This window comes from Amycolatopsis sp. (assembly GCF_036008905.1).
In the GTDB taxonomy this organism is placed as follows: Bacteria; Actinomycetota; Actinomycetes; order Mycobacteriales; family Pseudonocardiaceae; genus Amycolatopsis.
In genome coordinates this window covers 20,356-44,620 of record NZ_DASYMU010000085.1, presented here as the reverse complement: position 1 = coordinate 44,620, position 24,265 = coordinate 20,356, and the positions used below count along the sequence as shown (strand labels likewise).

The 24,265-nt window shown below is 64.8% G+C and carries 21 protein-coding genes and 1 pseudogene; 13 read left to right on the top strand and 9 right to left on the bottom strand.

The features are described from left to right. The first annotated feature begins 410 nt into the window (after positions 1–410). From VGP60_RS16205 to VGP60_RS16175, 7 genes are all read left to right on the top strand, one after another. The gene (locus VGP60_RS16205) at positions 411–1,781 is read left to right on the top strand and encodes a homogentisate 1,2-dioxygenase (protein WP_327548830.1); all 1,371 of its coding nucleotides are present in this window, start codon (positions 411–413) and stop codon (positions 1,779–1,781) included. Positions 1,782–1,821: 40 nt separating this feature from the next. Then, a complete protein-coding gene (locus VGP60_RS16200) occupies positions 1,822–2,451 on the top strand; it encodes a helix-turn-helix domain-containing protein (protein ID WP_327548829.1) in 630 nt (209 codons plus the stop codon). A 417-nt stretch (positions 2,452–2,868) separates the two neighbouring features. After that, the gene (locus VGP60_RS16195; protein ID WP_327548828.1) at positions 2,869–3,612 is read left to right on the top strand and encodes an Asp/Glu racemase; all 744 of its coding nucleotides are present in this window, start codon (positions 2,869–2,871) and stop codon (positions 3,610–3,612) included. A gap of 278 nt (positions 3,613–3,890) precedes the next feature. Further along, positions 3,891–4,979 (top strand): alpha/beta hydrolase, encoded by a 1,089-nt coding sequence (locus VGP60_RS16190; protein ID WP_327548827.1) that lies wholly within the window; start codon positions 3,891–3,893, stop codon positions 4,977–4,979. Positions 4,980–5,200: 221 nt separating this feature from the next. After that, positions 5,201–5,575: a nuclear transport factor 2 family protein gene (locus VGP60_RS16185; protein WP_327548826.1), complete on the top strand. Its 375-nt coding sequence runs from the start codon at positions 5,201–5,203 to the stop codon at positions 5,573–5,575. A gap of 22 nt (positions 5,576–5,597) precedes the next feature. Next, on the top strand, positions 5,598–6,092 hold the full coding sequence (locus tag VGP60_RS16180; protein ID WP_327548825.1) for a hypothetical protein: 495 nt from the start codon (positions 5,598–5,600) through the stop codon (positions 6,090–6,092). A gap of 167 nt (positions 6,093–6,259) precedes the next feature. Further along, positions 6,260–7,084: an SDR family oxidoreductase gene (locus VGP60_RS16175; protein WP_327548824.1), complete on the top strand. Its 825-nt coding sequence runs from the start codon at positions 6,260–6,262 to the stop codon at positions 7,082–7,084. Between the two features lie 75 nt (positions 7,085–7,159). Here the strand turns inward: VGP60_RS16175 and VGP60_RS16170 are convergent. Next, a pseudogene (locus tag VGP60_RS16170) lies at positions 7,160–7,702 on the bottom strand (transposase family protein); the annotation flags it as partial. Between VGP60_RS16170 and VGP60_RS16165 the strand changes: the two are divergent. The 3 genes from VGP60_RS16165 to VGP60_RS16155 all read left to right on the top strand — a co-directional run bounded on the left by VGP60_RS16165 (position 7,679) and on the right by VGP60_RS16155 (position 9,973). Beyond that, positions 7,679–8,164 (top strand): hypothetical protein, encoded by a 486-nt coding sequence (locus VGP60_RS16165; RefSeq protein WP_327548849.1) that lies wholly within the window; start codon positions 7,679–7,681, stop codon positions 8,162–8,164. The pseudogene VGP60_RS16170 and the gene VGP60_RS16165 overlap by 24 nt on opposite strands. 717 nt (positions 8,165–8,881) lie before the next feature. Beyond that, positions 8,882–9,103: a hypothetical protein gene (locus VGP60_RS16160; protein WP_327548823.1), complete on the top strand. Its 222-nt coding sequence runs from the start codon at positions 8,882–8,884 to the stop codon at positions 9,101–9,103. Positions 9,104–9,466: 363 nt separating this feature from the next. After that, positions 9,467–9,973 (top strand): Tn3 family transposase, encoded by a 507-nt coding sequence (locus VGP60_RS16155; RefSeq protein ID WP_327548822.1) that lies wholly within the window; start codon positions 9,467–9,469, stop codon positions 9,971–9,973. 114 nt (positions 9,974–10,087) lie between these two features. On the opposite strand, the gene VGP60_RS16150 is transcribed toward VGP60_RS16155, so the two are convergent. Then, a complete protein-coding gene (locus VGP60_RS16150; protein WP_327548821.1) occupies positions 10,088–11,050 on the bottom strand; it encodes a zinc-binding dehydrogenase in 963 nt (320 codons plus the stop codon). A gap of 94 nt (positions 11,051–11,144) precedes the next feature. Here VGP60_RS16150 and VGP60_RS16145 point away from each other — a divergent pair, with 94 nt between their 5' ends. Continuing rightward, complete coding sequence (locus VGP60_RS16145; RefSeq protein ID WP_327548820.1) at positions 11,145–11,783, top strand: helix-turn-helix domain-containing protein; 639 nt, start codon at positions 11,145–11,147, stop codon at positions 11,781–11,783. Between the two features lie 396 nt (positions 11,784–12,179). On the opposite strand, the gene VGP60_RS16135 is transcribed toward VGP60_RS16145, so the two are convergent. Beyond that, complete coding sequence (locus VGP60_RS16135; RefSeq protein WP_327548819.1) at positions 12,180–12,575, bottom strand: NUDIX domain-containing protein; 396 nt, start codon at positions 12,573–12,575, stop codon at positions 12,180–12,182. A gap of 98 nt (positions 12,576–12,673) precedes the next feature. Here VGP60_RS16135 and VGP60_RS16130 point away from each other — a divergent pair, with 98 nt between their 5' ends. Then, positions 12,674–13,924 (top strand): MFS transporter, encoded by a 1,251-nt coding sequence (locus VGP60_RS16130; RefSeq protein ID WP_327548818.1) that lies wholly within the window; start codon positions 12,674–12,676, stop codon positions 13,922–13,924. Between the two features lie 98 nt (positions 13,925–14,022). Here the strand turns inward: VGP60_RS16130 and upp are convergent, their stop codons facing one another. The 5 genes from upp to VGP60_RS16105 are packed head-to-tail and all read right to left on the bottom strand — an operon-like array spanning position 14,023 to position 21,615. Continuing rightward, on the bottom strand, positions 14,023–14,703 hold the full coding sequence (gene upp / locus VGP60_RS16125; protein ID WP_327548817.1) for a uracil phosphoribosyltransferase: 681 nt from the start codon (positions 14,701–14,703) through the stop codon (positions 14,023–14,025). 19 nt (positions 14,704–14,722) lie between these two features. Continuing rightward, complete coding sequence (locus VGP60_RS16120) at positions 14,723–15,913, bottom strand: questin oxidase family protein (RefSeq protein ID WP_327548816.1); 1,191 nt, start codon at positions 15,911–15,913, stop codon at positions 14,723–14,725. Beyond that, positions 15,910–16,593 (bottom strand): HAD family hydrolase, encoded by a 684-nt coding sequence (locus VGP60_RS16115; RefSeq protein ID WP_327548815.1) that lies wholly within the window; start codon positions 16,591–16,593, stop codon positions 15,910–15,912. The genes VGP60_RS16120 and VGP60_RS16115 overlap by 4 nt, the downstream gene beginning before the upstream one ends. Then, positions 16,590–17,525, bottom strand: coding sequence for a pseudouridine-5'-phosphate glycosidase (locus VGP60_RS16110; RefSeq protein ID WP_327548814.1), 936 nt, complete (start codon positions 17,523–17,525; stop codon positions 16,590–16,592). The genes VGP60_RS16115 and VGP60_RS16110 overlap by 4 nt, the downstream gene beginning before the upstream one ends. 19 nt (positions 17,526–17,544) lie before the next feature. Beyond that, complete coding sequence (locus VGP60_RS16105; RefSeq protein WP_327548813.1) at positions 17,545–21,615, bottom strand: amino acid adenylation domain-containing protein; 4,071 nt, start codon at positions 21,613–21,615, stop codon at positions 17,545–17,547. A 1,200-nt stretch (positions 21,616–22,815) separates the two neighbouring features. On the opposite strand from VGP60_RS16105, the gene VGP60_RS16100 reads away from it, so the two are divergent. Beyond that, entirely contained in the window at positions 22,816–23,232 is a 417-nt protein-coding gene (locus tag VGP60_RS16100; protein ID WP_327548812.1) for a hypothetical protein, read from the top strand. Between the two features lie 237 nt (positions 23,233–23,469). Here VGP60_RS16100 and VGP60_RS16095 read toward each other — a convergent pair whose 3' ends face one another. After that, positions 23,470–23,718: a hypothetical protein gene (locus VGP60_RS16095; RefSeq protein WP_327548811.1), complete on the bottom strand. Its 249-nt coding sequence runs from the start codon at positions 23,716–23,718 to the stop codon at positions 23,470–23,472. Positions 23,719–24,265 lie beyond the last annotated feature (547 nt).

The following is a 24,265-nucleotide window of genomic DNA, read 5'->3' as shown; positions in this document are numbered from 1 at the left end:
TGGTCGGGTCGCGGCCGGAGCATGGACGCTCCGCAACCTGATGGAGTGGACCAACAAATCCGATGGCTGGTCCTATTGACCCAGGCCACGCCGGACTGCAGTGATCAGTTGTCACCTAACGGCGCAGCAGACCCGTCACCTAGTACTTCGGTGGGACCACCCGATTTCGATGGCGTACCCCAAGCCGGTACGGACGCAACGGCTGCAACCGATAGAGACCTATCAACTCTGCCGCGCGGAGACGCGAGTGGAACGTAAAGAAGCGTGGCGTGACCTGGCCAGATTGAGTCGCGAGATCCGTACGTGGGAGCAGTCGGAAGTCGCTTATCAAGATCTTCATTGCTCAAAGCATCAGATACTGATAGCGTCCTATCAGTATCTCGCAAGTTCACTACGGGAGGTTCTGGATCATGACAATTGCTCCTGAGAAGGCCAAGGATGAGTCGGCCGTGCGCGAACAGGCCCGTAAGGCGGCGGCTTCGCTGACCTACACCACCGGTTTCGGCAACGAACACAGCACTGAGGCGCTGACGGGGGCGCTGCCCGTGGGGCGCAACATGCCACAGCGTCCTGCCTACGGCCTGTACACCGAGCTCTTCTCCGAGACGGCGTTCACCGAGCTTCGGGCCAACACTCGCCGCAGCTGGCTGTACCGCATCCGCCCGTCAGTCGTGAGTCCGCCTTTCGAACGCATCCAGCACCCGACGCTGCTGGCGCCGCCATTCACGACTCCGGTAGAGCCGAACCTGCTCTACTGGGACCCTAGGCCGGCGCCGGCCGTGGGTACTGACTTCCTCTCCGGTCTATGGACCCTGGGGGGCAACGGCAATCCGTCCCAGCGCAGCGGCATGGCCATCCACCTGTACACCGCCGACACCTCGATGACCGATCGAGTGTTCGGCAATGCCGATGGTGAACTGCTCATCGTGCCCGAGCTGGGTGGCCTGCTCATCCATACAGAACTGGGCATACTGGCTGTGGAGCCGGGCGAGCTCGCGCTGATCCCCCGGGCGATCAAGTTCCGGGTCGAGATTCTGGGTGCAGCCGACGGCAAGGACGAGCCCAGGTTCGTCCGCGGATACGTATTCGAGAACTTCGGTGCGTCCTTTGTCCTTCCGGAGCTGGGCTACATCGGCCAGAGCGGAATGGCCAATCCCCGCGACTTCCGGTCGCCGGTCGCCGCCTACGACGAACGCGAACAAGCAGTCGAGGTGATCCACAAAGTCGCTGGAAACCTCTGGAGTGCAACGTACGATCATTCGCCGCTGGATGTGGTCGCCTGGCACGGCACCAGCGCCGCCTACGTGTACAACTTGCGACACTTCCAGCTCATGGGCAGCGTCAATTTCGATCACCCGGATCCCTCGCGTTACACGGCGCTCAGCTCGCTGACCGCCACGCCCGGCCTGAACAATATCGACTTCGGCGTGGCGGTCCCGGAGTGGTTTGTCCAGGAGGACACCATGCGCCCACAGTATTTCCACCGCAACGTGAGCACCGAATTTGCCGGTGCTATTGAGGAACCAGAATTTGCCGGCGGTTTCCTGCAGGGTATTTCGGCGCTGACCAACATGCTTACTCCGCATGGCCCCGCAGCAGATATCTGGCAATTCGCCACCAACGACGACCTCCAGTCCCCGATGAAGCGGGACGGTCTATTGTTCACTGTGGAAACGCAGTGGCCGATCGTCCTCACCGACCAGGCCGCTCATGCGGTCGGCTCCACCGACGACGAGACGCTAAACGGCAAGAGCACCATCCAGAGCAACTTCCCCGGGTAAGTGCCAATGTCGGCGTCGTTCCTCTGCTAACCTCTTGAAGATGTCAAGGAAAGCGAATATGTCAATTCCTTCCACTAAGAGTCCCTCACGGCTTCGCAGCGACGCGGCCCTAAATGTCCGACGTATTCTTGACGCAGGACGCGAGGTACTCCGGGAGAACCCTCAGGCATCGGTAGAGGATGTCGCTCGAGCGGCAGGTCTCGGCGTGGCGACTCTCTATCGTCGCTTCCCCACTCGTGACGATTTGCTTCGAGGGGTTGTCTGGGACATTTTCGAGACCGATATGGCTCCGGCGTTGGCCAGGGCAGAGGATGCGGAGGACCCGCGGGATGGGATGCGCATCGCCTTCGAGGAGGGTTTGAGGGCAGCAAGTCGGAACGGAATCCCGGTCGGGATAACCCTGGAAATCATCCAGACGTCGTTTATTGATCCGGTGTGCCGGATGGTCCGCAGGGCGCAGAAGCAGGGCCTCATGCGAGCCGATCTGGACCCGGAGAAGGACATGTTGCGGATCCTCCTCATGCTCTTGAGCATCGTGCCCACGCTTAACCGGGGCAGCGACGGCTGGATGCGTTACCTGCGGATGGTGATGGATTGGCTTATGGTGACGCCGACCGAGATCCTGCCGCCGGCCGAAGCCATTGTCGATCCCTTCCCTTCCATGCAATGAGTGAGACGGCGGCTCACCTAGATCCGGGGGGACCTGGACGGAATCGCGCCGGAACTTGGTCAACTGGTGTACGGAAGCGCCGCCGTGGGAAATCTGCTTAATGCCGCATGTGATAGCTGCATCGCTGGCCCGAACGGAGTCTCGTATGAGGAATTTCCCGTACTTGAAACTACGAAAACCTGTGCCCTGGCTGCCGGCTTCGGGCCGAGTGGAACGCCAACGCGATCCAGACAGGGCAATAGATCGGCGTCGCTCTTTGAGTGCGTGTGGAGTCACCGCTTGGCCCTTGCTCAGCGCCTGGGCAGGGCCTGGGGAGGTTGTCGACCTTGTCGGCACGAGTCCGGTGTGCGGCGCCACGTTCGCTCGGAAGGTCGCCGCCGCCGGCCGACTCGAAATTTCAATCGAAGGTGAAGTGTGATGAGTTCTCACCGCGTGGGCATGTTGGTGCCGAGTTCCAACACGACGATGGAGACAGAAGTCCCCGAGGTGCTGCGGCGGGTGGCGGCGGTGACCGGTGACCGGTTCACGTTCCACTCCAGTCGGATGCGGATGCGGACCGTCAGCGCGGAAGCGCTCGCCGCGATGAACGCGGATGCCAGTCGGGCGACGGTCGAGTTGGCCGACGCCGACGTGGACGTGATCGCCTACGCCTGCCTGGTCGCCATCATGTCCCAGGGCCGGGGCGCGCATCGTGACATCGAGAAGCAGCTCACCCAGACGTCGGCGGAGGCGGGCTCGCCGGTGGACGTGCTGTCGAGCGCGGGCGCGCTCATTGCCGGCCTGCACCACCTCGGGGCTCGCAAGGTATCCATCGTGACCCCGTACCTCAAGCCGCTCACCGCACGTGTGGTCGACTACATCGAGGGAGAGGGCATCGAGGTCCAAGACGCGATCAGCTTGGAAGTGGACGACAACCTCGCCGTCGGACGTCTGGACCCGAGAGGGTTGCCCGAGATCGCGCGCCGTCTCGACACGCGGGGGGCTGACGCTGTGGTGCTGAGCGCTTGCGTGCAGATGCCGTCCCTGGACGCGATCCCCGCCGCCGAAGCCATCGTCAACCTGCCAGTCGTCACCGCCGCGACCGCTACGTCCTGGCAGGTGCTGTCCTCACTTGGGGCTTACGCCCCGGTTCCCGAATCAGGCGCGTTGTTCCGAGGCTGATTCGGGGTCGCCTTTCCAGGGAGCCTCACGATGACGCATCCGCGTCGGGGAGAGCCTTCGGCCAAGTTGGACCAACACAGAAAGATGACGAGAAATTGAGTGAAAAGAAGCGACACGGTGCCAATGTTGTTGGCCTCATCGATTTTGACAAGTTGCCGGCCGGGACCGAGACGACACTGACCTCTGTCGTCGCGTCCGATGGTGCCGCCTCACGCGGCGTCCTTTACACCCGGGGCGGCGAGCGAACCGTGGTGGTGGTGTCGCATCCCCGGGGCGACATGACCCGACACTATGCCGCTCCGGCGTTCCTGGAGGCCGGTTACGCGTTTTACGTCCATTCGCCCCGGAGCCTGAACAACGACATCGACATCGAACACGAGAGGCTGGTGCTCGATGTCGCGGCCGGGTTGAGCTACCTGAAGAATGAGCGGGGCTACGAGAAGGTTGTGCTGCTCGGCAATAGCGGCGGCGGATCACTCCTCACCTTCTACCAGCGGCAAGCCACGACGCCTCCGCCGGCACGTCTGACGGACACCGCGTCGGGAGACCCGCTGGATCTCAACGCGGTGGACTTGCCCGCCGCGGACGGGGTCGTCGTGCTCGCCGCGCATCCCGGTCAGGGATCGTTCATGCTGACCTCCATCGATCCGTCCGTGATCGACGAGGGCGAGCCCCTGGTGGTGGACCCGGAGCTGGACATGTACAACCCGGCGAACGGGTTCCGCGAGCCCCCCGAGCCCAGCGAGTACTCGAAAGAGTTCCTTGAGCGGTACCGGGCGGCGCAGTACGCCCGGACGGCCCGGCTGGACGCCTGGGCCCGCGCGCTGATCGTCGAGCAGCGGCGCTACAAGCAGCAGATGGAGAAGCCCGATTTCGAGGACCTCACGCTGGAGGAGCAGAACTACATCGCCCGCCGTGCTTTGGTGGGCCACTTCATGATTATCCACCGAACCGAGGCTGACCCGGCGTTCCTGGACATGAGCCTGCACTCCTGGAAGTCCACACGGAAGCCCGGTTCGATCATGGGAGCCCGCCCGGAGCAGGTCAACTTCGCTGCCTCTGGGTTCGGCCGGATCGTCACGCCGCGAGCGTGGCTGAGTACCTGGTCGGGGATCTCGACCCGGGCGAAGCTCGCCGAGTCGCTGAAGTCGATTCACGAGCCGCTCCTCATGATCAACTACACGGCGGACAGCCTCTGCTTCCCCGACGACAACAAAGAACAGTTCGACAGTGTCCCGGCCGAAGACAAGACAATGCACTTCGTGGATGCCGATCACATCGCCAGCAATCCTTCGGCGCGGGCGGAGATCTTTCAGCTCCTCGCCGATTGGCTTACTCCGCGCTTCCCCGCGGCGAAAAGTGAATGAGCGCTACGACTGGCAGAGACCGGCAACACTGACTGAGCCGGCCTATGTATCGTGACGCCAAGATGAACGCGATGCGCTTCCAGGATGCGATCGCTTGGTTCTGGCGTCAGGCCTAGCCGGGGTCGAGGTCAGTAGCTCGAACCGGCGGTGTTGCCTAGTTGCTACGCCCATAACAATCCAGATAGGCGAAATTACTGACAGAGATCTGAAATGGAATGATTATGAATTCGCATGGCGACGAGGAGCCCTTGCGTTGGGCCACGGAGTATTTCGCGCTCCTGGACAGGGGCGTACCTGATGATTTGCTGAAACGCATGACGGACGACGTGACAGTTATCCACGGCAACAACCCGCCTATACAGGGGCATGCCAGTGTGCGGGCGTCGATGACGATGCAGGGAGGTCCGATCAAAAGCATCAGTCATCAAGTCATCGGCGCATGGCAGGCGCCCGACAGAGTCATCGCGGAGTGGTCTGGAACGTATGAGTTCGCGGACGGACGCATTGTTGTTCGTTCAGGGGTGAACTTCTTCCACCTAGACTCGGACGACAAGATCAGACTGTGCCGAATCTTCATGGATAACTCCGCGCCGTAGAGCGGTACACGCTGGATGGCGGATGAGGCGAGAGGTCGCCTCGGCGGTCGCCGGTCGCTGTGCCCGTTCGTCGTTTTCATTTTCAGGTCATGTGAATGTCGCCATCAGCTCGGATTGTCTCGGTGTCGACGTAGCTATTTGTAGGATATTCGACGAAGATACCACCGATGGAGGAGAACACCTGATGAGGGAAATTGTTGTCACGCTTACCGATCCGGTCGAGGGTGAAGACGATGAGTACAACTCGTGGTATTCCGACACGCACCTGGGGGAAGTGCTCGCCATCGACGGGTTCGTTGCCGCGCAGCGATTCCGAGTCGTGGACGGTACATCTCCGGGCGCTCCTCATCGGTACCTTGCAATCTACGAAATTGAGGACGGGGAACTCGAATCGGCCCAGGATCGCCTCCAGGCCGCGCTCGTAGGCGGCAAGCTGAAGATTTCGAGCGCTATTTCTCCGGTATCGGACCTGTGGCTCCTATCGGCAATTACGGAGCGTGTTGTAGCATCCGAATGACACGAATTTCGCGAGCCAAGTCGTGACTGAGAGAATTTGAGTGTCCAGTCCAACGTTCGAGAAGTCCGCAAACCGGATGCGCCGCGTTCTCTGTTGCGACGCGACTTGACTGTTGGGCGCAATCCAGATGCGAGTTTCAGGATCATCATAACGCGAGGAGATTCAAGATGAAAGACCTTTCGGGACGCACCGCCTTCATCACCGGTGGCGCGCAGGGCATCGGCCTTGGGATCGCCCATGCACTCGGCAGGGCCGGCGTGAAAATCGCGATCGTCGACGTCAACGAAAAGGCGCTCGAAGCCGCCGTGGCGCAACTGTCGGACGTCACAACCGTCGAGGCGAGGGTCCTGGACGTTCGCGACCGTGCTGCGTTCGCAGACGTTGCCGACGATATTGAAGCCAAGCTTGGCCCAGTGTCGCTTTTGTTCAATAACGCAGGGCTTGCCACACGAGTCACTGTGGAGGCAATGTCATACGAATCATGGGACTGGGTTATGGAGGTCAATCTCGGGGGTGTGATCAACGGACTCCAGACGTTCCTCCCACGCATGCTTGCCCGAGAGGGTGAATCGCACATCGTCAATACCTCGTCAGGTGCCGGCGTGGTTTCAGGGGGTGCCGGCTACCTCTACCACGGCTCGAAGTTTGCCGTGGTTGGCCTGTCTGAGTCGCTTCGTGAGGAATTGGCGCCGCTCCAAGTCGGCATGAGTATTTTGCTGCCGGGCGCGGTAGCAACCGGGATTATCGCCAATTCGGAAGCGCTCGCGCCCTCTGACGTGGCGGATGGCGGGGATGCCGCGGCGACCTGGCGGAGTGCCATTTCTACAGGGATAAGCGAAGGTGTCTCGCCCCTCGCGGTTGGCGACATGGTTGTCGCAGCGATTTTGGACAATAAGAGCCCGTACATCTTGACAGATGATTCGCTCGATGCCCCGATTCAGGCACGGACCGCGAAACTGCTTGACGCTCTCCCAGCGAAACACGCCAAATAGGACTCCGTTATTCTCGACCTTTCGTGATTGGCTGTCAGCTTCGATTGGCGGCCGATTCGTAACCATTGAGCCCTTTCAGGGTTGCCTCTCCAGGGTGAGGACGGCGTTGGCGACTGACGTCGTGCGGTTGGGGCTGATCCGGGACCTGCGGAAGATCCACCAGGACTTCAGCAAAGCCAGGCCTCGTTCGACGGCTGCCCGGTGCGCGGCGAGTGCCCGGTCGACCGACCGCTGGGCGGTCGTCTGCGGCCGGTGGTGACCCAGGGGCCGGCGCCCTGATGGGCACGGTCCGCGAGGACGGGGACGCCTTGGCGTTCGCAGATCCGGATGAGCCGGTGGGCACGGGCCGCGGTCAGATCGTGGCACCGGCCCGGCAAGGCCGGCGAGATCCACAGCACTTGCCCGGCCAGATCGGTCACAACCTGCACGTTCACGCCATGGCGACGGTGCTTGTGCGAGTAGTCGGCCCGGCCATCGCCCACGCGGTCGCACTCGGCGAGCGTCCCGTCGAGCAGGACGTACTCCGGTTGGTGCTCACGCAGGACCTTGAGCAGACCGGGCGGCGAGGAGGTCGATCACCGCGGTGGTGTAGGCATGGGCGGTGCCGATCGACATGCCGACTGCAGGCGGTGCGGGCACTGCAGTCACATCAACACCGACGGCCTGTGCCGCCTGTGCCTGCTGGCCATCCGCACTGACGATCCAGGCTGGATCACCGACCAACGATCGGGCAGGGCGTGCCAGCTGGGGCTGATCCTGCCGGGGAGCCGCTTGCCGCGGGCCCAGCCGCTGGACCGGCCGATACGAGGAAAGGTGCCTGACCGCACCCGGCGGCGACGAATCCTTGAGGAGTACGAGGCACGTATCCGGGACCGCGTTCTGCGCGGCCAGGACGAGGTATGCACCGTTGCAGTCGCCTTCGCGACGGTGCGAGGATTCTCCAAAGCCACGAAATACTGTCTGGCGCGCATCGGCCGCATTGCGCTCGCCGTGCGCGACGCGGACGGCGAGGACTTTGTCCCGGCGGACGTGCTCGACGATCTGCCACGGTTCGACAAGCACATGGCCGAGATCCTGTGACGTGCCGGGATGTTAGGGCCGCGTCGCGTTTTCCTCCCGATCACGATCCGCGACACCTCAGTGGCACGTGACTGTGTCGACTGCGGCTGCTGGGGTATCCATGCCTATCCACGCTGCAGCCCCTGCCGCGGCTGGAAATACACCCTCGGACACCCGATCGGGCCTTGCTCGCGGTGCCGACGAGCCACGTCCCCAATTCGCGCCGACGGCCTCTGCCGGGCATGTTCGGTGCAGATCACCGAGTGGGGTCCTGATGCCGCCCGGGATGCCGCGACCCAGCTATGGCTCGGCGGCGAGTTCGCGCTCAAACTCCACCGTCGCGCCGGCCACCTTGGCTACGAAGTCCCCCACCATCGTGCACGCCAGCACGCCAGCACGCCAGCGCGCCGCAGGCCACCGGCCGCCCAAGGCTCCAATCTCGCCACATGTGGTCGACCCCGCCCAGCGAATGTTGTTCGACGCGCGCCGGGACTGGAGTTGCATCACCGTCGGCTCGTTGGACCGGTTGCCTACGCTAGCTTCCTCAGCCGAGTCGCTGATGATCGAGTTCAACCGGTACGCGCGCGCCCGACACTGGGAGGACCCGCTGCGCGTCCTGGTGGCCCGCAGCCTGCGCATCGTTTCGCCCTCGCCGCCATCGTGCGACTGCCCACGTCGATCCCCACCGACCGGCTACGTGGCCTGATCGATCGGGCTCAAGGTCCACTTGCCAAACTCATGGTCGCCCTCATTGCGATCCACGGTCTAGGCAAACGGGAGGTCACCACGCTGCTGCTCGCCGATCTCGACCCGGCGCGAGGCAAGCTCGTCGTCCGGCGTCCCAGTGGCCGTCACATCGTCCATCTCGACGAGCTCACCCTCACGCTCGCCCTGGCCTGGCTGCGAGAGCGACAACGCCGATGGCCAGTGACAGCCAACCCATACCTCCTGGTCAGCTAGCAGACCGCCGACATGACCACCCAACCTCCGGTCTCCAGCATGGTCGTCAACGGCGTGTTCTGGCCGCTCGGCGTGGGTTCCATCTGCACTGCGGCAGGACCGCATTCTCGACGAGGCCCGGCACACCGCCGCCCCTGTCCACCTCATGCGGGTCTTCGGCATCAGCGTCAGCACCGCGATGGACTACGTCTACGCCGCCCATCCCGAGCGCAGAGCCACCATCCCGCGATAGTCTCCGCGAACACGCTCCACAACGGACGTTCATGCCCGTTACCCCGCGCAGGTTCGAACAGATCGACGTCCAGGAATTCGCGAACCCGCGCGCTTCTGGCCGCGACGTCGAGGCTAACTACACGGACTCGCATGGTCAGTCGGAAATCGGGTTCGGAACTCATCGCCCAGCTGTACGGGCAACGCAGCCCACCCCACCGACGCGGCGATGCTGGAGGTGGCCGCGCCCAGAAAACCATCTTCGTGGCCCGCTACCTGCGGCTTCGGGACCTTCAGCGGGAGATCGAGGAGGGCCTGAACGTCATGGAGTCCTCCAACGGCGCCAACCCCGTGATCGCCCACGGCAAAGGCGGGGAGATCGCCTCGAACCGGCGCGACCAGCAGGAGATGTTCATGCTGTGCCTGCGGATTCTGCAATCGGCCCTGGTCGACACCCTGATGCTCCAGGACATCCTCGGCGAACCGCAGTGGGCGGTCTTCCTCACGCCCGCCGGCCGGCGCGGCCTGACCCCGCTGTTCTGGTCCCACATCCGCCCGTACGGGGAGGTGAACCTCGACATGGGCGCCCGCCTCAACCTCACTGCGGCCTCCGTACCGGCCCCCGGGCCCCGGCCGAACGGGCGGCACGATCCACCGTAGAAAACGAATGAACCTGCGCCTGTACAACACCGCGAGAGGCCGCGCCGGGGTCTCGCATGGCGGGACCCCGGCCCGGGGATACCCCAGGCCCCCCACGGAGGAGAGAGCGCGAGGCTACGGTGTCAGCACGATCCTGCCGAAGACTTCACCCGCGTCCATCTTCTGGTGCGCCAGCACCGCTGCCTCCAGCGGCAGCACCTCGTGCACCACCGCTTCGATCTCGCCACGGCTGGCTGCGCCGAACTGCTTGCTGCATGCGGCACTCAGGTCGGCTGGGGTGAGGGTACCTGCGCTGAAAGTGGCGAAGGACATCGACTTCTCGAACGCCGCCATGATCTTCGTGCCGAAGTCCGCGGGCGGCTGACCTGCGAGAGCACCCACGACCACCATGCGGCCGTTCGGGTTGAGCCTGTCGAAGAACGACGGCATGTCCTCACCGGCCACCACGTCGATGATGACGTCATAGCCCGCGGGAGCCTCTTCCCCTCCATCGCCGGAACGGTCCAGCACGTGGGTCGCGCCGAGACTGCGCAGCCGCTCGCCGCGCTCGGATGACGATGTCGTGACCGCCACCGCGGCGGCACCACCGTGAGCCGCGAGCTGCACCGCCATGATCCCGATACCGCCGGCCGCGCCACGCACCAAGACCGTCTCCCCGGGAGCGAAATGGGCGTGGCGAAGCCCGAAGTGGGCCACCGCACCGGAAATACCGAGCGTCACCGCGGCAGCGGCGGACAGGCTGCTGGGCAGGGGAAGAACCTGCTCTACCGGCGCGACGGCCTGTTCGGCGTAGCCTCCGCCGAGGCCGGTGAAGCCCCACACCCGCAGGCCGATCCATGACGCGTCGACGCCGTCACCGACCGCGGTCACGGTGCCCGCCACCTCGCTACCCGGGATATGGCCCTCCTTGAAGCCGAAGTCGGGCCGAGCCCCGCTTCGGACCATGGTGTCGGAACCACCGATGCCCACCGCCTCGGTGGCTATCAGTACCTGCCCGGCAGCAGGTGCGGGTACCGGCAGGTCGACAACAGCCAGACCGTCAGGACTTCCGAACGTCTTGATCGAGATTGCCTTCAATATGGTCTCCAGGTTCGCGGACAGCTCAAGCGCGAAAGCTTCTACGTCTCGGACGATAACGGACACCCCCGTCCGTTTAGGTAAAGTGAGAGTGGTGACCGACCATTTGCCTCATACGTTGCGCTCCGACGCGCTGGACAACCGCGAACGCATCCTCGACGCGGCCCGAGCGCTGATCTCCACCGACGGCCTGGACGTGCCGATGCGGGAGGTCGCGCGGCGTGCCGGGGTGGGACCTGCCACCTTGTACCGTCGCTTCCCGACCAAGCAGATGCTGGTCGCCGAGGCCTTCGCGGACCAGCTGAATGCATGTCGCGCCATTGTCGACGAGGGGTGCGCCGATCCTGATCCGTGGCGTGGCCTGTGCCTGGTGATCGAGAGATTCTGTGAGCTGCACGCACGCGATCGGGGCTTCACCGAAGCCTTCCTGTCGACCTACCCGGGGGTGAAGGATGTCGCCGCAGCCCGTGAGTACACGGTGAAAGCAGTCGCCGAACTAGCTCAGCGAGCCAAGGAAGCGGGGCACCTACGGTCAGACTTCGTCCTGGACGACCTGATTCTCATACTCACGGCCAACAAGGGGATCCACGCCACATCGACCGCCAGCCAGTTCAAGGCCTCCCGACGCTTTTCAGAGCTGGTGATCCAGGCGTTCGAAGCCCACCCTCGGCACACGCCACTACCACCAGCGGCACGACTGGCATCCGCACCACCCCACGGCCTGTCGCGGTAAATGCCGGATTTACTGCGGCAGTGCCGGAAGGGCGGGGCGGGAATGACGATCGAACCAGTGACCGAAATCGGGCACCGCGCACGCCGTGGCTCCCGCGGCGGCCGCCCGCCGCAATGTGATCCGGTTGACTACCGCGGACGCAACGTTGTGGAACGAGGCTTCAACCGGGTCAGGCAATGGCGCGGCTTGGCGACCCGCTACGACAAGCTCGCCATCGTCTACCGCTCCGCCGTGCTGGTCCGCGCAGTGACCAGCTGGACTAAGGCTGGCTGCCGGCTTCCGCCGTTCTCGCTCGCTTGTCGTCGATGTCGTGAAGGGAATCCTGAGGGACCCTGAGTTCCCTAAGACGGCCTTCACAGCGTTCCGCCGACGAGAGCGGCCACAGAAGCCAATCATTCAGCCGAGCAGACCTCGCTCGTGGAGATCTCCGAAAACCACCCGCCCAGCCAAGGAAACACGGTCGCGGTCGGCATAAGTGAGCCAAGCGAATTCTTCGATTTCGCTATTCGATTCCAGCACCCCGGAATAATCGGCGGTATAGCAAGTCAGCCGAACCGTGACATCGTCCGCGCGGCCGTCCGCCTGAGCTTCGAAAACCCCAGCCTCCCTGGCCGTACCCGCCGCGATGGTCACGCCGAGTTCCTCGTCAATTTCGCGGATAAGGGTTTCGATGTCGCTTTCACCCGATTCCCGTTTACCACCGGGAAGGTAGTAGAGGTCCTTACCCGCCGAACGCGCGCAGAGGACAGCGCCCCGCTCGACCCTGATCCAGGCGATTTTGTCGATGAGCACTGACTTCCTCCCCTGAATGGACTATTGCGCCACGATACCGGGAGCACTTTCCGTTCATTCGTCAGCCCGCTCCGAACCTGTCTGTCATAATGGCAATCATGTCTGCCCAAAGCCGTATTCCCGGCCAGGACCACGCCGGAAGTCCCGACCTCGAGCAGACCGAAACCGGTGGACCCGGGCCCGGCGTGCCCCTGAACAACGGGGTGCTGCTGGCGGTCGCGGTGATCCTGGTCGCGGCGAACCTGCGCCCGGCGATCACCACTGTCGGACCGCTGCTCGACGAGATGCGCACGTCGCTCGGCGCTTCATCGGCCTGGGCGGGGCTGCTCACCACCGTCCCGGTTCTGTGCTTCGCCTTCGCCGGCCTGGCCGCACCGGCGCTGGCGCGTCGCGTGGGAATCGGCGCCGCTGTCGCCATCGCGCTCGTCCTGCTGGCCGGAGGGCTTGTCCTGCGGGTGGCGAGCGGCCAGTTCACGGTGCTCGCCGGCACACTGGTCGGCGCCATCGGCATCGCGATCACCGCCGTGTTGATCCCCGTGGTCATCAAGGCCTCCTACCCGGCGAAAATCGGGATGATGACCGGCTTCTACACCGCCAGCCTGCAAACGGGCGCCACACTGGGCTTCGTACTGACGGCGCCACTGGACTCCGCGTTCGGCGACTGGAGGCCGTCCCTTGCCAGCTGGGCCGTACTCGCCGGGGTGGCGCTGGTGGTCTGGCTGGTCGCCGTGCTCCGCGGCAAACTCCGCACGGTCGAGGTCAAGCAGCCGGGCGGCCCCGGCCGTTCCCTGATGCGCAATAAACTCGCCTGGACCATCACGCTGTTCTTCGGTCTCCAGGCCTTCATCGCCTTCGTGGTGATGGGCTGGCTGCCGCAGGTCCTGATCGACGCCGGGGTCAGCCGCGACACCGCCGGCCTGCTGCTCGGCCTGCTGACCGTGTTGTCGGTGCCGTTCAGCTTCGTGCTGCCCCCGCTCGCGGCGCGCAGCGGCACCCAGACCGGCTGGATCCTCGCCCTGGGTGCCTGCGCGATGGCCGGGCTGCTCGGCCTGCTGTTAGCGCCGGGAGCGATCCCGATCCTGTGGACCGTCCTGCTGGGCATCGGGATGAGTGTCTTCTCGGTGGCGCTGACCACGATCGCGCTGCGCGCCCGCGGCGGCGAGGACACCGCGAAACTCTCCGGGATGGCGCAAGGCTTCGGCTATCTCCTGGCTGCCGTGGGCCCGTTCCTCTTCGGCTTCCTGCACGACGTCAGCGGCGGCTGGACGGTGCCGTTCATCATGCTGATCGGCGTGCTGGTGGTGCAGATGGGCTTCGGCGCGCTCGCCGGACGCCCGCGTTACCTCTAGGCCCCGCCGTGTGGGGTCGTGAGTTGCCGTGAACGACGCGTTGCTGTCGTTGAGTGACACGAACGCGTCGTTGATGGCATCACCGCTCGGCTCTCGGGCTACTTGTCGGTACCGAAGAAGCGGTCGCCGAAGTCCCCGATGCCGGGAATCATGAACGCGTTTTCGTTCAAGCGGTGCTCGACCGAGGACGTGACGATCTTCAGCGCGGGGTGGCGCTCGCACACGGCCGCGATCCCCTCGGGCGCGCTGAGCAGGTTGACGAAGACGATGTTCTCCTCCGCCACGCCCGCGTCGAGCAGGACCCGGATGGCCATCAGCGCGGAGCCCCCGGTGGCGAGCATCGGGTCGAGCAGCAGGACGTGTTGCCGGGCGATGTCCTTGGGCAGGGCCGAATAGTAGAGGCGCGGCAGCTTGGTCACCTTGTCGCGCTGGATCAGGATCTTGCCGATCGGGGACGACGGCGAAACCGCGCGCAGCTCGGCTTCCATGCTGTCCCCCGCGCGGACGACCGAAACGCCGCAGACCCGCGAGCTCGCGCGCAGGCCGGGGTAGATCTCCCCGATGGGTGTTTCGACGCCGCGCTCCTCGAACGGGAAGAGGTCCAGCGCCGACTCGATGAGCAGCCGCATGATCCGGCGCGAGGTGAAGACGAAGTCCTCGTGGCGCGCGTCCTTGGCGCGGATGATCGTGTGCAGCGCGCGGAGCTGGTTCGTCTGCGGCAACTGGTGGACGTTGGTGACGAGGAGCTCGTCGAGCGTGGCTGTTGGTGCGGTCGACATGGTTTCCCCTTGCTCGCTGTCAGTCGGTGGGTGGCTCTTCGAAGGACTTGGGCAGCTCCGGCGTAGCGGTGAACTGGCCCGCCGCGCAGCGGTAGATCGACCGGTACCCGGTCCGCTCCCAGACTCGCCGCAGCACGTACACGAGCTTCGGGTTGTGTTCTTCGTCCTCTTCGACGGCCCGGGCGACGAGGTGCTTCCAGTCCTGGGCCACAGCCGGGTTCCCGGTGTCGGTCGCGTCGTGGAAAGCGGCGTGCAACGCGGCGAGCTTCGTCCGCGTCGGGAAATCAGCCCCGGAGAACACGATGCAGAGGGTGCCGATCCAGAAGGCGTTCACCACGTCCTTCCGTTGGTCCGCCGGCAGGTGTTCGGCGATCTGCTCCATCGCGTGCAGCGCGGTGATCAGGTGCAGCAGCACGAAATCCCCTGGCGTGGCCAGGTAGAGCAAGGTGACGGCGTAGTAGAGCTGCTCGAAACTCACCGAGGCGTCCTGATCCTCGACCCATGACGGCGTCGCGTAGATCAGCGGGTGACCTTCTTCGAGCAGCCTGGCGATCCGGTACTGGAGCCCGGACCTGGCGAGCTCGGGATGGATGCCCGCGGCGAACCCCGACTCGGTGTCCGCGAGGAGTTCCTGGACCCAGTGCTCGAGCGCGTCGTGATCGTCCTCCCAGACACCCGCGACGTGCAGCAGGGAGTCCATGACGGACAGTTCGCCGCTCCGCGCGGGCGCCGAGCGCTCCGGGTGGCACGAGACCGAGGAGAAGGCCAGATAGGCGAGCCCTTCGACGGTCATCCACGAGCTGTTCGCGTCCAGTGCCCAGCCCAGGTGGATGGTCGCGTGGGTGAACGAACCGACCCAGCCGGGCAGCAGCACCGGCAGGTACCGCTCAAGGAGCCCGTCGAGTCCGAGTTCGGTCAGCCGCTGGTCGAAGAAGTCGCAGTAGGCGGAGAAACTGGTCCGCTTCCCCAGGAAGTCCTGCCAGTTGTCCTCGGTGATCTCGTGCTTCGACGGCCTCGGCGCCTCCAAGCCGTAGCCGTAGGAGGTCATCTTCGCGTAGCCGTCGTAGTAGGCCTTGATCTTCAGTGGATCCACCCCGAGCCCGGCCAGCGCCACCACGGCGTGCTTGGCGTGGTTGGTGAGGTGTCCGTTGAATTCGATGTGGTAGGTCTTGTCGCCCAGCAGCTGATGGACGACGGTGGATTCGGTCATCGGGCGATCTCCTTGTCCTGAGCCAATTCCTTGATGTGCTTCACGACGTCGCCGAAGGTGCCTGCCGTCCGTGCCGGTTCGGCCGACGCCAGCTCCGCCGCGCTGTGCACGCCGTAGGTGACGGCGATCGCGTGCACGCCGGCGGCCTTGGCCATGAGCAGGTCGTGGGTCGTGTCGCCGACCATCACCGCGTCACCGGCCGGGACACCGAACTCCGCCAGGATCACCAGTCCGGTCTCGGGGTGCGGTTTCGGGTGGGTCACCTGATCAGCGCCGACGACCATGGCGAACTGATCCCGAATCCCCGCGGCGGTGAGCAGCGCGTCGGCGCTCGCGTGGAACTTGCTGGTCGCGATCGTGAGGGTGAAACCCTGTGCCCGCAGGGTTTCCAAGCCCGCCACGACACCGGGGAACAGCAGCTCCGCCGCCCTGGGCAAGATGATTTCCTTGAACAGGGCCAGATAACGCTGGACACCCAGGCTCACCATGACGTCGTCCGGCGCCACGCCCAGCAGCTTGGCGAAGGCCTGTTCGAGCGGGAGCCCGATCGTGGCGCGGATCGCCGCGGGGTCCTTGGCGCCGATCCCCATTGACTCGAAGGCCGCGGTGAACGTCTCGACGATCGCGCGTGGTGAGTCGACGAGCGTCCCGTCCAGGTCGAACAGGACAACGTAGGTCATGAGAGGTCCTTCGTGCGTAGTTCGGCGTGCGCCGCCGCGAGGCGGCCCGCCAGTTCGGCCGTGCTGATCAGCACCGACATGTTCGCCTTGGCGGACCTGCCTTCGGTCGCCTCGTCGACAGCGCGCATCAGGTACTTCGTGATCGCGTTGCCCCGCACACCTTCGGCGTCCGCCGCGGCCATCGCCCCGGCGATCACGGATTCGACCTCGTCGTCGCCGATCGCGTCAGCTTGCCCGATCGGTGCGGTGATCAGGATCGAATTCTCGTTGCCCAGTGCCCAATGCGTCTCGATCGCCGCCGCGATCAAGGCGACGTCGTCGATGCGGTGCGGGCTCCGCAACCCACTGGAGACACAGTAGAACGCGGGGAAGTCGTCGGATCCGCAGGAGATGATCGGCACGCACTGCGTTTCGAGGTACTCCATGGTCAGCCCGAGGTCGAGGATCTTCTTCGCCCCCGCGCACACCACGGCGACCTTCGACCGCGTGAACTGCACGAGGTCCGACGAGATGTCCATGGTCCGTTCGGCGCCGCGGTGGACCCCGCCGATACCGGCCGAGGCGAAGAACGGGATCCCCGCCAGCTCGGCGGCCACCAGCGAGGAAGCGACCGTGGTGGCCCCCATCCCGCCACGCGCCAGTACGACGGGCAGGTCCCGGCTGCTGACCTTGGGGATGCCCGGTGTGGAGGCGAATCGTTCGATGTCGGCGTCGGTCATCCCGACCCTGATCCGGCCGTCGTCGACGCAGATGGTCGCCGGGACGGCGCCGCCCGACCGGACGGCGGCTTCGACCTTCCGGGCGGTGGCCGCGTTGTCCGGGTAGGGCAGGCCGTGGGTGATGACGTTCGATTCCAGCGCCACGACCGGTTTGCCGGTGGCGAGAGCGTCCGAAATCTCTTCACTGAAGACCAACGGGACAGCGGAATTCATGGGGTGCCATATCCTCGGTTCAGTAGTTGGGGACCTTGCACAGCAGGTCCTTGCGGTCGACGATCTCCGGAACGTAGACACGCTCGTTCCAGGAGTCCTTCCCGACGGGTTCGAGGGCGATCGAAATGGCGCCTTCGTCGCACGCGAAGGCGTTCTTGATCGCGCTGGTCACGTTCGCGACCAGTTCGGCTTGCTTCTCCTCGCTGAGCGAAGCCGGGAAGTGCTTGATGTTGACGTGTGGCACGGTGATTCCCTTTCTGCTGTAGACGCCGATCTTCTCCACCAGTTCGCCGACGCCGGGCTCCCTGAGCAAGCCGTAGTGGTCTGCCTCGAGTTCGACTACCTCCGGTGCGAACGCCGAATACCCGGCGCTGGCGTCGATGAAGGAGTAGTCGTCACCACGGGCTTTGAAGATCGTGATGGGTGCGGTGATCCGCCGCTCCGCGAGTTCGCGGAAGGTGTAGCTGAACTGGTAGGTGAGCGCGACGATCCCGGCGACACGTTTCACCATTGCCGGGTCGAGGTCGGGGAACCGATCGCAGAGAAACGAGGTGAAGCTCTCCTCGTCTTCGGCGACAGCCAAGCACTCCCCGAGTACGTCGCCGGTGATGGTTCCGGCGAACACCGAGAACAGGATCGTCACGTACGCCTTGTTGGCGAAGGTGGGCTCGGCCCCGGTCGCGAGCACGCCGCCGACCCGGACCCGCGGTGATCCCGGTGCGATCAGGAGCAGGCGCTCGACCGGCTCGCCGACCTGTTCGAGCTGGTAGGCGGCCTCGAAGGCGATCCGCGCACCGAAGGAGTATCCCCAGAGTGTGTAGGGCCCGACGGGTTGACGGCGTTTGATCGCCTTGACGTCCTCCGCCGCCATCTCCTTGATGGTCGCGAACGGGACTTCGCCCTCGTTGACACCGCGCGTCTGCACGCCGTAGAACGGCCGGTCAGTGCCCGTCTTCTCGGCGAGTGACCGCAGGTTCATCGGGTAGCCGCCCAGCCCCGGCCAGCAGTAGACGGGTTCTCCCGTTCCCCTGGCCTGCAACGGAACCAGGCGTGAAGAGCTGCCGCCGCTTTCATCGTCGACCTTGAGCGCGAGCTGCTCGACGGTCGGCGATTCGAACAGGACCTGCAGTGCCAGCGAAGCGCCCAGCCCGCGGTTGATCTCGGTGATCATCCCGACCGCGATCAGCGAGTTCCCGCCTGATTCGAAGAAGTTGTCGTGTACCGAGACGGAGTCGCGTTTCATCTTCTTCGCCCAGATGGCGGCGATCCGCTCCTCGGTCGGTGTCCGCGGCGCGACGAACGGATGCTCGGAGGTGAGCAGTTTGGCCTCCGCCAACGCTTCGAGGGCCAAGGTGTCGATCTTGCCGTTGGCGGTGAACGGCAGTGAGTCGAGCACGGTGACCCGGTTCGGGATCATGTAGTCCGGCAGGAAGGTGCTCAGGTCGTCCCTGATCATCTCCGCCGGGCCCTTCATGTGGACGAGGTCCTCGTTCATCCCCTCGCTGCGCCGTTGCGCGTCGGTGACCCGGCCGCCGACGAAGAAGTACGACGGCCCGGATTCCCGGTCGTGGGCTTCGAGGACGGCCCGCATCCGCCGCGCCGACGGGAGATCCGCGCCGGAGCGGGAGCTGTACCCGGCGGACATGAAGCCGAGGTGCTCCTCGTTCATCGACAGCCGCTGGAGTGTCCGGCCGAGGTCGATGTAGCGCAGCCAGTCCGCGGTGTTCCGGCTCAGGGCCGTGATCCCGAACCCGGCGCGGTCGTAGACCTGCTGGTTGATCGCGATGACGTGCCTCTTCAGCACGAGCTCGTCGGAAATCCGGTCCAGCTCGCCGGCGCGGTAGTGGTACTGGCCTGCCGGGAGGTCGGCGATCCTGCCTGGGTGGGCCTGCACGTAGATCTCGACCGAATCGTCCGGCCGCGCCGCCGTGTGCGGGAGTACTTCGAACGTGCCGAGGTAGAAGTCCTCGTCGGCACACTCCAGGTAAGCCTTCTGCGCGGCGGAGTACTCCAGGCCGGTGATGCTCAGGCCACGGGCGGGGAGGATCTCCTCGAAGAGCCCGACCATGTGGCCGGTCTCGATCTCCAGCACCTCTTGGATGTTGGTCTGGTAGACCGGCTCGATCGCCCGCTTCTTGCCGAGGAAGTGGATCTTGATCCGAGGGTTCCCCGAACCGGGCTTCTCCGTGATCAGGACGATTTCGTGCCGCACCGGATGGTAATAGTAATAGCCGGGAGCCAGGCCGCAGACGCCGTCGAGCTCGAAGTACATCTGGGTGGCGTACAACGAACCAGGTGAGGCGTAGCCGTACTTCGGCAGCAGCCGCTGCGCACTGAGATGCTGCCCGAAATACCGGAGGATCTCACCGAATCCGGCCAAGGTCAGCTCGTCGAGCGTGCGTGGAGGGCCACCCTCCGCGCGTCGGGCGAGCATGCGCAGAAGATCGGCCTTGCTGGTTCCGACGCCGTCGAAGAAACGGTAGGTCTTCCGCTCGAACGCCTGTCGCCGCTGGTCCGCGGGTTCGTCGGGCAGGGCGATCACCGGCTTGCCGTCGAGCTTCGCGCGGCTGCGGCAGCCGAGGTTCGACAGCTGTGCCTTGACCTGGAGCTTGCTCTCCTTCGACTGGTGATGGGCGCCGTGGTTCCCCTGGTCCATCAGGGCGGCTTCCTTCGGGTTCAGCTCGACGAAGGCGATCAGATGCTGGAATCCCGTGCCCGGTTCGTTCTTGACGACGACGGCGGCGTTCTTGACCCAGTCGTGGGTCTCTATGCCCAGCTTGATCTCGTCGAGTTCGATGCGAAAGCCGCGGAGCTTGATCTGGTTGTCGGTCCGGCCGGCGAACTGGACGGTGCCGTCGGCGTTCCCGTACGCGAGGTCGCCGGTCCGGAACAGCCTGCCGTGACGGCGTTCCCGGCCGAAGGGATCGGCGACGAACCTGTCCTCGGTCAGGTCCGGCCGGTGCAGGTATCCCCGCGCGAGCTGGATCCCGCCGATGTACAACTCGCCGATCTCCCCCACCGCCACCGGGGAACGGTCCTGGTCGAGGATGTGGAAGCACATGCCGTCCACCGGGGCGCCGATCGAGACGATGCCCGGGCCCTCCGCGACGGATTCGCGCTCGACGGTGAACGCCGACGAGTTGATGGTGCACTCGGTGGGCCCGTAGAGGTTGACCAGTTCACAGTCCGGCAGTGCTTCGAGACAGCGCAGCGCGAGGGTCTTGGTGAGTGCTTCGCCGCCGCTGAAGATCTGGGTGAGCGACTCTCGCAGATGCAGCTCGTCGGTGTCCAGCAACGCTTCCAGCAGCGTGGGTACGCACTGCAGCGTGGTCACGCCGTGTCGTTCGACGGTTTCGAGCAGACCCGCGGGGTCCCGGTAGACGCCGGGGGCGCCCATGACGACTTTGGCGCCGGTGGCGGGGGCGAGGATCTCCCACTGTGCCGCGTCGAAGCTCATCGGTGTCTTCTGCAGGATGACGGTTCGCGTGCCCAGGCGGTAGGCGTTCTTCAACCAGCCGAGCTGGTTGACCACACTGCGGTGCTCGATCATCACGCCCTTGGGCTTTCCGGTGCTCCCGGAGGTGTAGATGACGTACGCGAGGCTGTCGGGGCTCACTTCGTCACCCGGCGCCGAAGCGGCCTGTCGCGCGAACTCCACGACCTCCTCGACGGTCACGATCGTGGTTCCCAGTGGCGCCAGGGCGGTCACCTGGTCCCGGAGTTTTGCCTGGGAGACGACTACTTCGACCCCCGCGTCCTCGATCATGTAGCGCAGCCGGTCTTCGGGGTACTCGGGCGACAGCGGGAGGTAGGCCCCACCCGACAGGAGGATCCCCCAGGCGCCGATCATCAGCTGGAGCGAGGGTTCGACGAACAGGCCCACACAGTCGTCCCGGCCGACGCCGAGATGACGGAGGTAAACCGCGAGTTCCGCACTGTTGTCCGCGAGTTCACGGTAGGTGAGTTCTTTATCGTCCTGTACGACGGCGATATTGCCCGGATATGCCCTGACCTGCTCGGAAAGCAGCTCCGGGAGGGATTTTTCCCGAAATAACCCGCGCTTGTACTCACCATCTTCTTTCGTTTCCAAGATGTCCTCTTTCACATCGACCAAAGACACATCTTTGATGTCCAATCGCCATCAGCCGCTCATGGGAACCGGGTTCACATCAACTGTGATCAGCCAGCTCCGGCTGGGCATAATACGAGCTACGACCAGGTCGCGGCGTCGATGGCGCGACAAAGAGTGCACTACGGGCTCAGGCATGACGAACCGAGCCCCGTTGATCATAAGGACGTCCTGCGAGACCGCAGATTAATCCAAGTTGCTGTTCACCGTAATTTTCGAATGAATTCCCCCGCAGCCTTCCTCTAAGCGCACTCCCCTGGCAGCTTCATTTCGACGCTCCCACTTCGGCGGCCGACTGTCAAACCGTTCTGATCCACACGGACATACTTCACCGGAGTGGCCTAAGGGATTTCGGAAAATTACCGCTTTGTCACCTCATTGGCCGAGCCGCATTTGCCGCGCGTTTCCGACAATCGGCCCAGGCTGGGAGGTACCACCTTCACCGACGGCCGCGCCGGAGGTGCCGGACCCGATCGACCGTCCACTGAGGACGATGTGAGCAAATCGTTTTCGGTACCCCCGTGGAAGCCGGTATCCTGCGTCCGTCCTGCTTCCTCACTCCGAGGGGTTCCCGACCTGTGCGCACCCAGCCAGCGTGACGACCTGAAAGCGGCCCTCAAAGCCCGCGACCGCCTCGCCATCTCCGGGGAGCGGCGGCCGGCCTGGGTGCGGCGGAAGCGGAACGCGCCACCTCACCGAGGCCGATCTGCGGTCGATCGTCGAAGGCGAGGCACGGGAGCGCCTGGCCGCGGCGGAGGGGTACGAGCGACTCGGCCGGACCGAACCCGCCGAGCGGCTTCATGCGGAGGCCGAGGTGCTAAGGCCGAACCTCTGACCACTCTCACCCGGATGCCGGCAGACTCGCTCTCGATCGCCTGAGCTGGTCCAGCCTCAGGAAGCCGAGGTAGCCGAAGACGGCCAGGTGTGCCAGTCAACCGATCCTGGGCACCCACCAGGTTCGCCGCGAGCGGGAAACCGGTGATTGCCACGGCCGACGCGTTCCGTGTGTGGCCGAACACCTCGCCGAAGATCCCTCGACGGCGAACGTGGAACCGCCCGCGCTGCCGGAAAGCCAGTAGAAGGTCGAGGCGGCGAACAACGCCGGCCCAGGATCAGGCAAGCGCCTTGGCTCAGGCGACCGGCCCGCGATGAGGCGTGTTCATGGACGCCAGTCTTCGCCGGGTCCGGCCCGCCGGGCGTCAGGCTCGGGATTGGTTCGCGCGTACGACAAAGTCGTCGCGCTCAGCCGTCGACTCGCTGACTGAGGGCGGAGGTTCCCCGCGGGCCAGCACGACCAGGGTGGCCGAGCCGGCGCCCTTCGACGGCGGCCGAGTACAGCGCGACGGCGAACGGCACCGGGTCGGCCACCCGGCCCCCACCACCGGTATCGCGATGGCGGCGATCAGCCACCTCTCGACGACGGGGCACCGCATAACCCACATCGCCCCAACCCAGCGAGGAACGGTCATGGGACACCGCGCCTTCGCCGACCGTCTCGGTTTGGTGACCTGCTGGTCCCGGGCGTGTCCGCCGGACTGGAACCATGCGCACTATGCCTGCTCTCGACTGGCGGGCTGAGTGGGTGGTTGGGTTGGTCGGGTTTCAGGCGGTCGGGATGGATACTTTCGCTCCACGCATAACATTTCCGAGGTTTGCGGCAGCGAAAACACCCATCCGGCATGGAACCGCGCTCACCTCTTTGACGTGCAGACTTGTGGTACGGCAACTGTGCTGTCACTGGCCATCGGCGAGACCGGCCCGGCGGACTTGGCACACGAGCACCGCTGCGGATTCTGGCGTTCGATCCGATGACACCTACAGAGCCATAGCCATGAACACCGCTTTAGGTACGCTGGCGGGGACAAGGACGAACACCGCGTCGCCGCGGTCCTCGTGGCAGCAGGCAGCCCAGTGCACGCCAGCCACGTCGAACGCTGTCTGCACGACGCGGTACAGCCCGTCACGAACGGCGATTTGAGGTGAATTCGTTCGGCGATGATCTCCGAAGCCCTCGACATCGATTACCAGAATCGTGTGGTGTTTCGCCGGTTGCGCACGCTCCATCTCGCTGGCCCCTCGCCGACCTCGGCGGGATGACCGTCACCTACCACCATCTCTACCGCCTGCACGGTATCCTCTGCGAGGTCTGTCGCATCGTCGAATACCACGATCCGCCGCGACAGGCGCTTGCGGAATGGGCCTATATCGACGTTTCTGTGCGGTCCAGTACGGCCACCGAAGCCGGAAACTGTTGCCAGCAGAGCATTCTGGACAACCACCGGACTCCGCAGATCACGCGCCGAAGACCGCTGTCCCCACGCCGCCCAAGCCTCCTCGCCGACCGGTCGTGCACGGCCTGCCAAGTTGGTTGGCAGGATAAATGGTTGGGTGGGGCGACGTTCGAGCTGATAACGTGCCGGAGACCGTGAGACCGCGAGAGGAGGTGAGCCCCATGAACGCTGTATCGATGTGGGTGCTCCCCCTTTTGTCACGGTTCGGCGATTGACCTAGGTGTCGCCGGGAGCGCTTCGACAACATGGCCCTCCCGTGTCCGTGGCCAGTGAATACTCCCCATAGGCGGCCAGATAAGGCCCCGCTGATGGCCACCGGG

Excerpts from the sequence above, each read along its gene's own strand:
- VGP60_RS16205 (WP_327548830.1), top strand. The coding sequence starts at position 411 with ATGACAATTGCTCCTGAGAAGGCCAAGGATGAGTCGGCCGTGCGCGAA.
- VGP60_RS16200 (WP_327548829.1), top strand. The coding sequence starts at position 1,822 with ATGTCAAGGAAAGCGAATATGTCAATTCCTTCCACTAAGAGTCCCTCA.
- VGP60_RS16195 (WP_327548828.1), top strand. The coding sequence starts at position 2,869 with ATGAGTTCTCACCGCGTGGGCATGTTGGTGCCGAGTTCCAACACGACG.
- VGP60_RS16190 (WP_327548827.1), top strand. The coding sequence starts at position 3,891 with ATGACCCGACACTATGCCGCTCCGGCGTTCCTGGAGGCCGGTTACGCG.
- VGP60_RS16185 (WP_327548826.1), top strand. The coding sequence starts at position 5,201 with ATGAATTCGCATGGCGACGAGGAGCCCTTGCGTTGGGCCACGGAGTAT.
- VGP60_RS16180 (WP_327548825.1), top strand. The coding sequence starts at position 5,598 with ATGAGGCGAGAGGTCGCCTCGGCGGTCGCCGGTCGCTGTGCCCGTTCG.
- VGP60_RS16175 (WP_327548824.1), top strand. The coding sequence starts at position 6,260 with ATGAAAGACCTTTCGGGACGCACCGCCTTCATCACCGGTGGCGCGCAG.
- VGP60_RS16165 (WP_327548849.1), top strand. The coding sequence starts at position 7,679 with ATGGGCGGTGCCGATCGACATGCCGACTGCAGGCGGTGCGGGCACTGC.
- VGP60_RS16160 (WP_327548823.1), top strand. The coding sequence starts at position 8,882 with ATGGTCGCCCTCATTGCGATCCACGGTCTAGGCAAACGGGAGGTCACC.
- VGP60_RS16155 (WP_327548822.1), top strand. The coding sequence starts at position 9,467 with ATGGTCAGTCGGAAATCGGGTTCGGAACTCATCGCCCAGCTGTACGGG.
- VGP60_RS16130 (WP_327548818.1), top strand. The coding sequence starts at position 12,674 with ATGTCTGCCCAAAGCCGTATTCCCGGCCAGGACCACGCCGGAAGTCCC.
- upp (WP_327548817.1), bottom strand. The coding sequence starts at position 14,703 with ATGTCGACCGCACCAACAGCCACGCTCGACGAGCTCCTCGTCACCAAC.
- VGP60_RS16120 (WP_327548816.1), bottom strand. The coding sequence starts at position 15,913 with ATGACCGAATCCACCGTCGTCCATCAGCTGCTGGGCGACAAGACCTAC.
- VGP60_RS16115 (WP_327548815.1), bottom strand. The coding sequence starts at position 16,593 with ATGACCTACGTTGTCCTGTTCGACCTGGACGGGACGCTCGTCGACTCA.
- VGP60_RS16110 (WP_327548814.1), bottom strand. The coding sequence starts at position 17,525 with ATGAATTCCGCTGTCCCGTTGGTCTTCAGTGAAGAGATTTCGGACGCT.
- VGP60_RS16100 (WP_327548812.1), top strand. The coding sequence starts at position 22,816 with ATGGACGCCAGTCTTCGCCGGGTCCGGCCCGCCGGGCGTCAGGCTCGG.
- VGP60_RS16095 (WP_327548811.1), bottom strand. The coding sequence starts at position 23,718 with ATGGAGCGTGCGCAACCGGCGAAACACCACACGATTCTGGTAATCGAT.